This window comes from Pseudarthrobacter defluvii (genome assembly GCF_030323865.1).
GTDB classification, from domain to species: Bacteria; Actinomycetota; Actinomycetes; order Actinomycetales; family Micrococcaceae; genus Arthrobacter; species Arthrobacter sedimenti.
This window is the reverse complement of sequence record NZ_CP066362.1, coordinates 3,301,690-3,313,743: the sequence shown is the minus strand read 5'-3', so window position 1 is coordinate 3,313,743 and position 12,054 is coordinate 3,301,690. Positions and strand designations below refer to the sequence as shown.

Annotated in this window: 13 protein-coding genes; 7 read left to right on the top strand and 6 right to left on the bottom strand. The window is 67.6% G+C overall.

The features are described 5' to 3' along the window. Positions 1-5 precede the first annotated feature (5 nt). Positions 6-296 (bottom strand): hypothetical protein, encoded by a 291-nt coding sequence (locus JCQ34_RS15435; RefSeq protein ID WP_286398859.1) that lies wholly within the window; start codon positions 294-296, stop codon positions 6-8. Between the two features lie 341 nt (positions 297-637). On the opposite strand from JCQ34_RS15435, the gene JCQ34_RS15430 reads away from it, so the two are divergent. The 3 genes from JCQ34_RS15430 to JCQ34_RS15420 are packed head-to-tail and all read left to right on the top strand — an operon-like array spanning position 638 to position 2,775. Continuing rightward, the gene (locus tag JCQ34_RS15430) at positions 638-994 is read left to right on the top strand and encodes a VOC family protein (RefSeq protein ID WP_286398856.1); all 357 of its coding nucleotides are present in this window, start codon (positions 638-640) and stop codon (positions 992-994) included. A 54-nt stretch (positions 995-1,048) separates the two neighbouring features. Next, positions 1,049-2,209: an acetate kinase gene (locus JCQ34_RS15425; protein WP_286398853.1), complete on the top strand. Its 1,161-nt coding sequence runs from the start codon at positions 1,049-1,051 to the stop codon at positions 2,207-2,209. Between the two features lie 5 nt (positions 2,210-2,214). Next, positions 2,215-2,775: a GNAT family N-acetyltransferase gene (locus tag JCQ34_RS15420; protein ID WP_286398850.1), complete on the top strand. Its 561-nt coding sequence runs from the start codon at positions 2,215-2,217 to the stop codon at positions 2,773-2,775. Between the two features lie 2 nt (positions 2,776-2,777). Here JCQ34_RS15420 and JCQ34_RS15415 read toward each other — a convergent pair whose 3' ends face one another. From JCQ34_RS15415 to JCQ34_RS15405, 3 genes are all read right to left on the bottom strand, one after another. Next, the gene (locus JCQ34_RS15415; RefSeq protein WP_286398849.1) at positions 2,778-3,974 is read right to left on the bottom strand and encodes an NAD(P)/FAD-dependent oxidoreductase; all 1,197 of its coding nucleotides are present in this window, start codon (positions 3,972-3,974) and stop codon (positions 2,778-2,780) included. A gap of 4 nt (positions 3,975-3,978) precedes the next feature. After that, a complete protein-coding gene (locus tag JCQ34_RS15410) occupies positions 3,979-4,185 on the bottom strand; it encodes a DUF2945 domain-containing protein (RefSeq protein WP_286398846.1) in 207 nt (68 codons plus the stop codon). A gap of 87 nt (positions 4,186-4,272) precedes the next feature. Further along, on the bottom strand, positions 4,273-6,489 hold the full coding sequence (locus JCQ34_RS15405; protein ID WP_286398843.1) for a S9 family peptidase: 2,217 nt from the start codon (positions 6,487-6,489) through the stop codon (positions 4,273-4,275). Between the two features lie 156 nt (positions 6,490-6,645). Here JCQ34_RS15405 and JCQ34_RS15400 point away from each other — a divergent pair, with 156 nt between their 5' ends. The 4 genes from JCQ34_RS15400 (at position 6,646) to JCQ34_RS15385 (ending at position 9,886) form a co-directional block, all read left to right on the top strand. Beyond that, a complete protein-coding gene (locus JCQ34_RS15400) occupies positions 6,646-7,206 on the top strand; it encodes a hypothetical protein (RefSeq protein WP_286398840.1) in 561 nt (186 codons plus the stop codon). Between the two features lie 13 nt (positions 7,207-7,219). Further along, positions 7,220-8,839, top strand: coding sequence for an FAD-dependent monooxygenase (locus tag JCQ34_RS15395; RefSeq protein WP_286398837.1), 1,620 nt, complete (start codon positions 7,220-7,222; stop codon positions 8,837-8,839). A 184-nt stretch (positions 8,840-9,023) separates the two neighbouring features. Then, entirely contained in the window at positions 9,024-9,215 is a 192-nt protein-coding gene (locus JCQ34_RS15390; RefSeq protein WP_286398834.1) for a hypothetical protein, read from the top strand. A gap of 248 nt (positions 9,216-9,463) precedes the next feature. After that, on the top strand, positions 9,464-9,886 hold the full coding sequence (locus JCQ34_RS15385) for an Hsp20/alpha crystallin family protein (RefSeq protein WP_286398831.1): 423 nt from the start codon (positions 9,464-9,466) through the stop codon (positions 9,884-9,886). 218 nt (positions 9,887-10,104) lie between these two features. Here the strand turns inward: JCQ34_RS15385 and JCQ34_RS15380 are convergent, their stop codons facing one another. Next, positions 10,105-11,040 carry an NAD(P)H-hydrate dehydratase gene (locus JCQ34_RS15380; protein WP_286398828.1) on the bottom strand — a complete coding sequence of 312 codons (936 nt, stop codon included), beginning with the start codon at positions 11,038-11,040 and terminating at the stop codon, positions 10,105-10,107. Next, on the bottom strand, positions 11,024-11,830 hold the full coding sequence (locus JCQ34_RS15375; protein WP_286398827.1) for a histidine phosphatase family protein: 807 nt from the start codon (positions 11,828-11,830) through the stop codon (positions 11,024-11,026). Before JCQ34_RS15375 ends, JCQ34_RS15380 begins: the two co-directional genes overlap by 17 nt. Positions 11,831-12,054: the final 224 nt, after the last annotated feature.

The following is a 12,054-nucleotide window of genomic DNA, read 5'->3' as shown; positions in this document are numbered from 1 at the left end:
AACGGTCAGCTGTTGTCCGGCTTGGCCACGCTCTCCGGGTCCTCCTGCTTGGCCGGCTCATCGGAGAGGCCCTGCGGGGTGAGGTCCAGGTCTTCCCGGTCCTCGGGGGCCTCCGGCGATTCCCCGGTTTCGGCGGCCTTGAGGTGGCCGGTATCGTCCAGGGCCGGGTTGGCGCCCTCCACGCCCGTGGGATCGTCCTTGCTGCCGGAGTCCGGCTGCGCGTTGAGCGGGGCGGTGCTGCTGGATCCCGTATTGGTGGGGTCGTTCTCGTCGATCGAATTGGGCTCGTTCGTCATGGAATTGTCCTCTCGGCGTGGTCCAGCCTTGTCCGCCGACTCTAGGCACAGGCTTCGCTGATCCGCAAGGAACCCACGCTGGGATGCCCGCTTCTGGAAAGCCCGCCGCCACAAGCGGCACGGAAAGGGTGCGCCCCGTTCGCTGAGCGCACCTTTTTCGCTATTCCGTTCGCAGCCGTTTCCGATCGACTACATCGATAGTAAGCATGCTGATGATCTTTTGGCAAGCCTGCCAGGACGCTGCAGCGAAAGCTTTATCAGTGCCGCAGGTCAGGGCAGGAATTGGGCCAACGACGGCGACGGGTCCCTTCCTGTCGGAGGGGTGGACTACCATCGCAGTCATGCCCGGTACAGCCATCACCACCGCCTTCATCCCCGTCCGGAATCCGCAGGCCGCAGCCGAGTGGTACAGCCGCACGCTTGGCCTCACCATCGCGGAAGCCAACACCTTTTCCGCCGTGCTCAGCGGGGGAGGAACGGCATCGGTGACCCTCATGGGCCCGGACAGCGGCATCAGAGCCCAGCCTGGCCTTGCCTGGGCAACCTGCAACTTCCTGGTTGACGACCTCGAGAAAACGCGCACCAGGCTCGCGGAAAACGGGGTTGCGGTCGGCGCCATCGCAGGCGCCCCGGACGTCTGCCTCTTCTTCACCGCCAAGGACCCGGACGGCAACACGCTGCTGCTGACCGACCGTTAGCCGCACAACCTATAGTGGGGTTGAACTGCAGACGCCAGGCTGAGGAGGCCCCGCATGCTCGTGCTCGTCATCAATTCCGGTTCCTCGTCGCTGAAGTACCAGGTCCGGGACGTGGCCGCCGGGACCGTCCTCACCGAGGGGCTGATTGAGAAGATCGGCGTGGGCAACGGCGGCGGCGGGGATGGCGAAATGGTGGGCCCGCGGGACCACGCGGAGGCGTTGGAGCAGGTGGACGCGGCCATCCACCAGGAACTGGGCGACCTCGAACTGGGGGCGGTGGGGCACCGGGTGGTCCACGGCGGCGAGCGGTTTGCGGAACCCGTGCTGGTGGACAACGAAATCACGCGCGCCATCGAACGGCTCAACCCGCTGGCCCCGCTGCACAACCCCGCCAATGTCCTGGGTATCCGCGCCATCACCAGGAAGTGGCCCAAAATGCCGCAGGTTGCAGTCTTCGACACCGCTTTCCACCGCACCCTGCCCGAATATGCCTGGCGGTATGCGGTCCCGGACGAGCTCTACACCAACCACGGCATCCGCCGCTACGGCTTCCACGGCACCTCCAACGAGTATGTTGCGCGCCGGTCGGCCGCGCTGCTGGACCTTCCCGTCGAGGAGTTCGACGCCGTCATCGCCCACCTGGGCAACGGCGCCTCCGTGACGGCGATCCGCGGTGGACGCTCCGTGGACACTTCCATGGGCTTCACCCCGCTTGAGGGCCTGGTGATGGGAACCCGCTCCGGCGACCTGGACCCCTCCATCCTGGTGTTCCTGGGCCGCGCCGGCTGGACGCCCGAGGACCTGGACACCATGCTGAACCGCGAGTCGGGCCTCAAAGGCCTGGCCGGCCACAATGACATGCGCTCCGTGGTGGAGGCCTCCGAGGCCGGCGACGAGCGCGCAGCCATGGCCCTCGCCGTGGCCTCCTACCGCCTTGCCAAGTACATCGGCGGCTACCACGTTGCGGTGGGCGGGGCCAAGGCGTTGGTGTTCACGGCCGGGATTGGGGAAAACTCGAAGGAGTTCCGGGCCCAGGTAGCGGACCGCCTGGGCGCCCTGGGCATAGAGCTCGACGGCGGCCTGAACGCTGAGCGGTCAAAGGAGCCGCGCGTGATTTCCACCCCGTCCTCCGCCATTCCCGTCCTGGTGGTACCCACGGATGAGGAGCGCGCCATCGCCGAGGCGACGGCCGCCGTCGTCAGTGCCGCCCGCTAAAACGCATGCCGGCGATTTCCCTTCCCATCCGCACCGACCGGCTGGTCCTGCGCCGCTTTGACGGCGGCGACCTGGACGCCTTCCACGCCTACCACTCGCTGCCGGAGACCGCCCGGTACCTTCCCGGTCCCGCCAAGACCTACACCCAGTCGATGGAGCGGGTGGGCTGGTACGCCAACTTCGCCTTCGAGAAGGAGGGGGACTGGGTGGCCCTTGCCATCGAAGCGGCGGACGAGCCCGGGCTGCAGGGCGAAGTGGTGCTCAAATGGCTGCCGGGACGCGGGCAGGGCGAGGTCGGCTGGACCCTGGCGCCGGGAGCCCGCGGCAAGGGCTATGGCACGGAAGCCGCCCAGGCCGTCTTGCGCCTTGGCTTCGAGGAGCTGGGCATGCACCGGATTGAGGCGCGCCTGGACGAACTCAACGGAGCGTCGGCGGCACTGTGCAGCAGGCTGGGAATGCGGCTGGAAGCGCGGCACATCGATAAATGGCACTACAAAGGCCAGTGGGCCACCGAGCTCATCTACTCGATCCTTGCCGATGAGTGGCGTATTGGCTCCCGCGGCTAGCGTTACGCCCGTCCCTTGAGGATCAGGTTCCAGTAGATTTTCGGGAAGATGTCGCGGTCCAGCACCCAGGACAGCTTGCTTTCATTCCACGTGGGCAGCCGGGGGATGGTGGGCATGGGCCGGTACCGGTCGTCGAATTCGGCGAACACCACGGTGTCCCGTGACACGGTGAACGGGCACACCGAGTAGCCGTTGTACTTGGCCCGCAGCGGCTTTCCCTTCCGTGCTGCCACCAGGTTCTTTGCCACCACCTTGACCTGCTTGCGGAGTGATCCGCCCGACTTGGAGTTGGTGGTGCCGGCGGCGTCGCCCAGGGACCACACGTTGGGGTACCGGAGGTGCCGGAGAGTCTGGCGGTCCACCTCAACGAAGCCGCCTGCGTCCCCCGCGGCGGGCAGGTCCGTAGCCTTGAGCCAGTCCGGGGCCGACTGCGGCGGAACGGCATTGAGGACGTCGTACGTCAGGTCCTCGGTGGTGTTGGCGGCGTTGTTCCGGATGGTGGCCCTGCGGCCGGCCGGGCTCACGGCCACAAGTTCGCTGTTGGTGCGCAGCTCGATCCCGTACTCGGCGATCTTGCGGTCCAGTTCCCGGTCCACCTCCGGCACCCCGAACACGGTGGGGTATGGCTGCACCATGACCACGCGGATCTTGTCCAGCACCCCCTGCCCGCGCCAGTAGTCACACGCGAGGTACATGGGTTTCTGCGCGGCGCCCCCGCATTTGATCGGCCCGGCCGGCATGGTGAAGACTGCCGTGCCGGAGCGCATGGCGCTGAGCAGTGACCAGGCTTTGGGGGCCAGTTCGAACTCGTAATGGGAGGCGCCGTACGGGGAGTGCACGGCATCGAGCAGGCCCGGCACCCGATCCCAGTCATACTGGAGCCCCGGGCACACCACCAGCTGCCCGTAAGCTACCGAAGACCCTGACTCGAGACTGACCGTATTGGCTTTCGCAGCCACCCCCACGGCCGCATCCCGGATCCAGGTGACGCCCTGGGGGATGACCGACTCCTGGCTCCGGACTGCTTCCTGGGCCTGTGCCCGGCCGCCGGCGATATGCGAGAACAGGGGCTGGAAGAGGTGGTGGTCCTGGGGCTCGACCACCGCCACGTCCTTGACGCCGTAGCGCTGCAGCCGGGCCGCCAGGGAGATCCCGGCATTGCCGCCGCCGATGATCACTACCTCGTGCTGGGCAGCCACGCCGCTACTTCTTCTCGGTCAGCGCGGACGCCTTGTGCGCTGCCCGAGCGCCTGTCTTGTCCGATTCCACCACGTACTGCGGTTCATCCTCGCTGGCGCGGTGGGTGTTGCCGTCGAGCTCGAAGTCGCTGGTTTTCTTTTCCACGATCCTGCCGTGCGTCTTGCCCTGCGAGGTGTTCCACTCCACGCGGGTTCCCTTGCTCAATGACATGCCTGCTCCTCTGGTGTTGGCAACCGGAAAACACGTGCTCCCCAATAGTAAGCATGGTTAGCTTTTTCAGGTATGCGGATGCAGGAGCTACTTGAGCCCCGCCCCCGGAAGCAGGTCCACCGCGCCCAGGGCGTCGGCGATGAACGCGTAGTCCCAGGCCCGTTCGCGCCACTGCACGTACCGGCCGGACGCGCCGCCGTGGCCGCCGTCCATCTCGATCTTCATAACAATCGGCTCGGACCCTGCGGTCTTGTTCCGCAGTTCCTGCACCCACTTGGCCGGCTCCACGTAGAGGACACGGGTGTCATTGAAGGACGTCACGGCTGCGATCTTGGGGTAGGCCACCTCCCGCACGTTCTCATAGGGGGAGTAGGACTTCATGTAGGCGTAAGCCTGGGGATCGGTGATGGGGTTGCCCCATTCCTCCCACTCCAGGGCTGACAGCGGCAGGTCCGGGTCCAGGATGCTGGTGAGCGGATCCACGAACGGCACCTGGGCCACGATGGCCGCATACTTTTCCGGCGCCATGTTGGCCACGGCACCCATGAGGAGTCCGCCCGCCGAGCCGCCCAGGGCAGCGATGCGGGAGGGATCCACCCAGCCGGAGTTTGCCAGCCAGTCCGTGGCGTCTACGAAGTCGGTGAAGGTGTTCTTCTTCGTGAGCTTCTTGCCGTCCTCATACCAGTGCCGGCCCAGCTCACCGCCGCCGCGGATGTGCGCAATCACGAACACCACGCCGCGGTCCAGCAGCGACAACCGGGCAATGCCGAAGCCCGGGTCCATGCTCATCTCATAGGAGCCGTAGCCGTAGACCAGGCCGGCCGCCGTCGAATCCTGTTTGATGCCCTTGTGCCGCAAAACGGACAGCGGGATGCGCGTGCCGTCCGCCGCCGTCGCCCATTCACGGGTGGCGATGTAGTCGCTGCCGTCGTAGCCGCCCAGCACCGGGCTTTCCTTGCGCAGCAGCAGCTCGCCGGCCGGCCGCGCCGGGGTGGGCAGGACGAAGTCGTAGATCCGCGACGGCGTGAAGTAGGACGTGTAGCCGAGACGGATCACGGGGGCCTCGTAATCCGAGCCGCCCACCCCGGCGGTGTAGAGCTCCTCGTCGAAGGCCGGCTCCACAGGCTCCTGCTGCGCGGGCGTGCCCAGCCCGGCCAACCCCATCACTTGCACCCGCTCGATGGTGTCCTTCCGGATGGACACGATGAGGTGGGTAGCGGTGACGCCGGCGCCGTTGACCCGCACGTCGTCGGAATGTTCGACGACGGTCTGCCAGGCCTGTTCGGCCAGCGGCTTTTGCAGCTCGGCTGGGTCCGCCAGGGAAACCATGGAGTTGATGGCGCCGCGGTTGTGCGTGAGCAGGATTTTTTCCTGCCCGTCGAGCAGGAAGGGTTCGGCCTCGTAGAGGATCCTCTCATCCCGGGAAATCACAGTGCTGACTGTTCCGGCGGGGTCGTCAAACCGGAGCAGCCTGGTTTCGCTGTACTCGGAGCACCCGATGCCCAGCACCAGGTAGCGCCGGTCGGCGGAAAGCTCGAAGCCCAGCCACATGGCGGGATCGTCCTCCTGGTACACCACCGCGTCCTCGGCAACAGGCGTGCCCAGGACGTGGGACTTCACCTGGTAGGGACGCCAGGACTCATCCACCACCGTGTAGAACAGGCGGGAGCCGTCCGGGGAGAAGGAAACCCCGTAAAAGATGTTTTCGATGACGTCCGGGAGCAGTTCACCGGTGCGCAGGTCCTTGATCCGCAGCGAAAACCGTTCGTCCCCGGAGTTGTCCACGGCATAGGCGTACAGGTTTCCGTCAACGGTGACGGCGGTGCCACCCACCGAGAAGAACGGCTTGCCTTCGGCCTCCACGTTGCCGTCCAGCAGAATCTCCTCGCCGGGAATCCCCACCCCGGCCTCCACGTGCGGCGGAGTCCAGTCGGCCACCTTGTCCCCGGTGTCCTGCGCCTTCACGCGGCAGTGGATCCCGTACTCCTTGCCCTCGGCCGAGCGGCTGAAGTACCACCAGCCGTCCTTGCGGTGCGGGACGGACAGGTCGGTTTCCTGGGTGCGGCCCTTGATCTCCTGGAAGATGGCTTCGCGGAGCGGTTCCTGGTGCGCGGTGACGGCTTCCTGGTACGCGTTCTCGGCCCGCAGGTGCTCTACCACCTCCTGCGATTCCTTGCCCCGCAGCCATTCGTAGTTGTCCACGAACGTCTCACCGTGATGGGTGCGTTCGGTGGGGATTTTCTTGGCAACCGGGGGCGCCGGGATCGCAGTGCCGGTGGAATCCTGCAGGGAAGTGGAGGTCATGGATTCAATATATAGACCGCCCCCAACAAGTCGGCAGGGCGTTCGCTGATGGGGGAGACGCCCCGGCCTGAAAAGGGCGAAAGACTCTGGGACCTGGGTGCGCCCCCCGGCAGGCTGGAAGGGCGCTGCAGGGACGCGCAGGGAAAGGAGAACGCCATGATCCCCGAATCCGGACCGGCTCCCCGGCCCAAGGCATGGTTGGCGGTGGCCCGCTGCGTCGGAACGTCCTGCATCATGCTGGCCCGCGGGCAGGTGCGCCAACCCAAAGACAACGTGGGCCGGGTGCTGCGCTTCGCCGATGGAAGCACGTCACGGGTCTATCGGGAGACCGCCGTCCGCCGCCAGCCCGCCGAGCCCTGCGTCCTGGTGGTGGCGTTCACGCTGCGCCTGGTCCGGGGCCGTGCACACCGCCTGTTCGAGGCGGAAAGCATCCTGAACACCCCTCTCTTCGTGGGCTTCCCCGGCTTTGTGAACAAGCTCTGGTGCGCCCACGACACCTTTGGCGCCTACCGCGGGCTGTACGAGTGGGACGGCGCGGAGCCCGCCCGGAAGTATGCTTCGGCCCTCTGGCGGGTCCTGGAACTGGTCAGCGTTCCCGGCTCCATCAGCTACAAAGTGCTTCCCGGGCTCCGCCGCGATGAGGTGCTGGCGGACCCGGCCAGGATTGCGGCCGCCGGAACCGACCACGCCTGGTGGCGGCTCCGCACGCAAGAGTGACGGCCGGGCGCGCATGCCTAGGGGGCAAAGCACGACGGCGGACACGGACGTTTTAGTGGTCGGCGCCGGTCCCGCCGGGCTCACCACCGCCCTCCAGGCCCTCGCCCACGGTGCCACCGTGCGGGTGGTGGACCGGCGGGAGCGCCGGGCCCGCCCGTCAAGGGCGCTGATGCTGCATGCCCGGGCCCTGGAAGGACTACGCCCGCTGGGCGTAACCGCTGACCTGCTGGACCGCGCGGACACCACACCCGAAGCACAGATCCACCTGGGCCGGCGGGTGGTTGAAGCCCGGCTGGGGCACGCAGACCTTCCGGACACTGCCTTCCCGCACCTGACGCTGGTCCGGCAGGCCGACGTCGAGGAGGTGCTGTGGCAGGCGCTGCAGGACAGGGGTGTGGCGGTGGACTGGGGCGTGGAATTCGTTGGACTGCACCGGAACAACGGCGGGGGACCGGCCCGGCAAAGCCGCGGCCAGGTCCACGCGGAGCTCCGTGGAGCCGGCGGGCCTGAACAGCACCTCTCCCATTTCCTGGCCGGCTGCGACGGACAGTCCAGCACCGTCCGCGGCATCACCGGCGCCCAGTGGCGCGGAGGCCCGTACCGGGTGGAGGCCGTCCTGGCCGACCTCGAACTTGCTGGCCCCCTGGACCCCGGACTGCTGCACGTGGCGGTGGGGCGTGCCGGGCTGGCTTTCCTCTTCGCGCTGGGCGAGGGTGCCACGTGGCGGATGCTGGCCACCCGCCCGGCGGTCCCGGGCTCCAGCGCCCGCTTCGGCCAGCTTGGTCCGCCCGTGCCGCCGGCGGAGGTGGCGCGGCTGGTGAATGAGTCGGGCCTGGGAGCCACCGTGCGTGAGGTGGGATGGTCCGCCCAGGTCCCGCTGCAGCACCGGATTGCCAGCACGTTCGGGAGCAGCCCCGTCTTCCTGGCCGGCGACGCCGCCCACGCCCACTCACCGGCGGGAGGACAGGGCATGAACAACGGCATCCTGGACGCCCTCAACCTCGGTTGGAAGCTGGGGTTCGCCTCGACCGCCGGCAGACCGCTGCCGGAACTGCTGGAAAGCTACGGGCGGGAGCGGCTGACCGCAGCCCGGCGGGTGCTGGCGCTGACGCACCTGATCTTCTTCGGCGAAGCTTCGCCGCATCCGGCAGCCCGCCTGGTCCGCACCATCCTGCCGGCGTTGGCTCCAGTCATGCCTATCCTGCTTCGCCGGCGGTGGCTCATCGCGAGGGGAGTCAGGCTGCTGGCGCAGCCCTTCGTGAACTACCGGAACAGTGCCATCTCGCGCGACGTTACACCCGGGGCCAGCGGGTGGACGCGGCCGGGCGAGCGGCTGCCCGATGCCGTGGTGTCGGTTGACGGACAGGTGATCCGCCTGCACGAGCTGACCGCCGTGCCGGGCATTCACCTTTTGCTGGGGCGCGACGCCGGCCCGGTGGCCTTGGGTGCCGGCCGCAGCTTTCCAGCGGTGGACAGCCAGCCCCGGTTGCTGCACGTCCACCGCCTCACCAGCCACCCCGGCGCCGGCATTGTTGCCGTCCGCCCGGACGGCTACGTGGGCTTCCGCTGCGGCGGGGTGGACCCGGCCCAGCTGCTCGACTGGCTCCGCCTGGTCGGTGCAGCCCGGGACTAGGTACGCTCCGGGGTCAAGGCGACCCTCCGCCGTCGTGATGCTCCATCACTTATGGCTCCTAAAGCGGCCTTTTAGGGACCAAAACTGATAGAGCAACCGGGGTGGGGAGGGTAGTTGCGGAGGGATTGCGGGCGTAGTCTGGTCAGTTCAAGACAGATCAGTCCAGCATGAGAGGGGAAGTTCCATGACCATCCCGCCAGTGCACGAACCTGAGCCGTTTCCGCCCGAACCCGGTCCGGAGCCCACCTCACCGGATCCCACCCAGCCGCCCGGTCCGCCGTCCCCCAACCCGTTCCCGGCACCGCCGGCGCCCGGCCCGCTGCCGGTGCCGGATCCAGGGCCCGCGCCGCTTCGCCCGGATCCCACCAGGGACTGACGGTAAACCCGCAGAACAGTGACTCCGAAGAGGGGCCTTCCGCGCAGCAGCAGCTGCGCGGAAGGCCCCTCTTCATGCTGCGGACGTCGCGAAAATCAGGCCCGCTTCGGACCCAAAAATAGGCAGGAAATCCGCGGCTGAACCCCCTTGAAGACCTCCTGCTGCAGTGCTAAAAAATCTATATCAGCCACTACAGATAAGGCTGATGTGGAAAGAGTGTTGGACCATCTCTTACGAGGAGGGAAGCCATGTTGATGCGAACCGATCCGTTCCGCGAGCTGGACAGGCTGGCCCAGCAGGTCCTCGGTACCACCGCACGCCCGGCAGCGATGCCGATGGACGCGTGGCGTGAGGACCAGGAATTCGTCGTGGCCTTCGACTTGCCCGGCGTCGCGGTGGATTCGGTGGACCTGGATGTGGAACGGAACGTCCTGACGGTGCGGGCGGAACGGCCCGATCCCGTGGGCAAGGACACCGAACTGATCGCCGCCGAACGGCCGCGCGGCGTCTTCAGCCGCCAGTTGGTCCTCGGCGACACCCTGGACGCGGACAAGGTCAAGGCCAGCTACGACGCCGGCGTCCTGACGCTGCGGATCCCGGTGGCCGAAAAGGCCAAGCCGCGCAAGATCGAGATTGAAACGAAGGGGGCAAAGCAGGAGATCTCCGCATAGCCGGCAGGGATCCCGCCCGGTGCAGGATCCGAAGAGGTCCGACAAAAGGCTCGGGAGGCGGGCACATCTGTTGACTGCCTTTTTGGGGCGAATCGCCATCTGTGCAACGCCACAGCGCCAGACAGCGCATCGGCAGCGTAGGCCTTAACCTTCCGACACGGTGGCCCCCGGGTTGAGCCGGGGGCCATCCGCGTGACAGCGCATGCGGCAGGCCTGCGTCAGACGCTGAATTCCAGCATCAGGGCGGGCAGTTCGTCAGCCAGTTCGCGGGCCAGGAAGCCGAGCGGTCCCATCCTGCTGGCCAAGCGGTCCCCCGCGGCTGCATGCAGGTGGGTTCCCCAGCAGGCTGCCTGGGCGCCCGTGGTTCCGCGGGCACGGAACCCGGCGATGGCTCCCGCAAGCACGTCGCCGCTGCCGGACGTGCCCAGCCCGCCATACCCTGTGGTGATCTTCCACAGCTCCGGCTCGTCCGGGTTCAGGCCGGGCGGCTGGGTTATCAGGCCCTGGCAGCTGACCACGGCGCCGAACCTGGCGGAAATCTCGGCCAGGTCCTTTTCGAGGTCATTTACGTCCCGCCCCAGCAGGACCTCCGCTTCCGTCGGGTTTGGGGTGAGGATCAGCCTTCCGTGCCACGGGCCAAGTTGGTCCTCCAGCGGCACCAGGGCACCCAGCGCGTAGGCATCGAGGACGACGGCGGGACCTTCCCCCGCGCCGGCGTCGCCTTGGGCGCCACTACCCTCGCCGCCCTCGCGGCTGAGCAACGCTTCCAGAAGTTCATTGGCAAGGTCGGGATCGTCCAGGCCCGGGCCCACCAGGATGGCGTTGGCTTTATCCAGGTAGGAGGAAATCCGGTCCAGTTCCGGCTTAACAGAGCCAGCGGCGGTTTCCGGGAGTCCGATCGAGCCGCACTCGGGCACGGCCACCCCCAGCTGCACTGACACCGATTCGGCCACCGCCAGTGTGAGCTTCCCGGCCCCGGCGCGCAGGGATGCGGTGCCGGCCAGGAGGGCTGCCCCGGGGGTGGCCCGGGCCCCGCCCACCACCAGCACCGACCCGCGGGAATACTTATCAGCGCCCGGCGCCGGCAGCGGCCACTCCCGCAGGAGCGACGGCGTCACCAGGGTGGGGCCGGATGCTTCAGCGCGGGCGGACACTGGTGTCTCCCGCGTGCTGGGTGACCTCGACGCCCTGCTCCGCCAGATGGTCGGCCACGTTGAAGCTTTCCAGCGTCCACGGCCCCACGCCCGAGGGCCGGACGAACTTGGTCAGTGACGCGTTGAGGATGGCCTCCCTGGCCGCCAGGTCCAGCAGTTCCTTTTCGCTGAGGCCTTCCAGGACATACCGGAACAGCATGATCACGGCGTCATGGCACACCAGCATGACCCGCTGGCCCATGCCTGTGCTGTTCAGCTCCGCCAGGACGGATCGCAGACGCAGCGCCACGTCCGCCCACGATTCCCCTCCCGGCGGCCGGTAGTACAGCTTGCCCAGCCAGTCCCGGCGCTCGGATTCCCCGGGGTAGCGGTTCTCCACTCCCAGCCGGGTGAGCCGGTCCAGGATGCCCAGTTCGCGGTCACGAAGCCGCTCATCAGTGCGCACCTGCAGCGGCCAGCCGGCGGTTTCCACCGCAATCTCAGCCGTTTGCCGCGCCCGGGCATAGGGGGAGGACACCACCGTGTCGGGACGGAACTCCTCCGCGATCCGTCCCAGTGCCGTACCCAGCGCCTTGGCCTGGTCCCTGCCGGTACCGGACAGGTTCACATCCGCATCGCGGGCGGGAACCTCGATGACCTCCACGCCGGCTTCACGGGCCTCGGTGGCCGCAACGTTGCCTTCGCTCTCACCATGCCGGATCAGCAGCAGCTCCACCGCCCCGGCCTGCTGGACCGCCTCCGTCAGGCCGCCGTCGTCCGCTGAAGTGCTGTCCGCTGAAGTGCCCTTCAAAAAATCACCCCGTCCTCACTGTTCCGAATGCGTGAACACTACTAACGGCGTACCCAGGGGGTGGCGCAAAATAACCGACGACGGCGGCGGCAGCACCTGGGTGCGCCGCCGCCGCTGCAGCACCACGCGGCTCGACGCGCATATTGCTCCGCGACGCGCACAGTCATCGTCGCGCCCCAAATATTGGCGCGTCAGGGAATCTGCGCGTCGCCAGTGGCTATCTG

What these genes read in the sequence shown, in the direction of transcription:
- JCQ34_RS15435 (WP_286398859.1), bottom strand. Translation starts at nt 296, where the DNA reads ATGACGAACGAGCCCAATTCGATCGACGAGAACGACCCCACCAATACG.
- JCQ34_RS15430 (WP_286398856.1), top strand. Translation starts at nt 638, where the DNA reads ATGCCCGGTACAGCCATCACCACCGCCTTCATCCCCGTCCGGAATCCG.
- JCQ34_RS15425 (WP_286398853.1), top strand. Translation starts at nt 1,049, where the DNA reads ATGCTCGTGCTCGTCATCAATTCCGGTTCCTCGTCGCTGAAGTACCAG.
- JCQ34_RS15420 (WP_286398850.1), top strand. Translation starts at nt 2,215, where the DNA reads ATGCCGGCGATTTCCCTTCCCATCCGCACCGACCGGCTGGTCCTGCGC.
- JCQ34_RS15410 (WP_286398846.1), bottom strand. Translation starts at nt 4,185, where the DNA reads ATGTCATTGAGCAAGGGAACCCGCGTGGAGTGGAACACCTCGCAGGGC.
- JCQ34_RS15405 (WP_286398843.1), bottom strand. Translation starts at nt 6,489, where the DNA reads ATGACCTCCACTTCCCTGCAGGATTCCACCGGCACTGCGATCCCGGCG.
- JCQ34_RS15400 (WP_286398840.1), top strand. Translation starts at nt 6,646, where the DNA reads ATGATCCCCGAATCCGGACCGGCTCCCCGGCCCAAGGCATGGTTGGCG.
- JCQ34_RS15395 (WP_286398837.1), top strand. Translation starts at nt 7,220, where the DNA reads ATGCCTAGGGGGCAAAGCACGACGGCGGACACGGACGTTTTAGTGGTC.
- JCQ34_RS15390 (WP_286398834.1), top strand. Translation starts at nt 9,024, where the DNA reads ATGACCATCCCGCCAGTGCACGAACCTGAGCCGTTTCCGCCCGAACCC.
- JCQ34_RS15385 (WP_286398831.1), top strand. Translation starts at nt 9,464, where the DNA reads ATGTTGATGCGAACCGATCCGTTCCGCGAGCTGGACAGGCTGGCCCAG.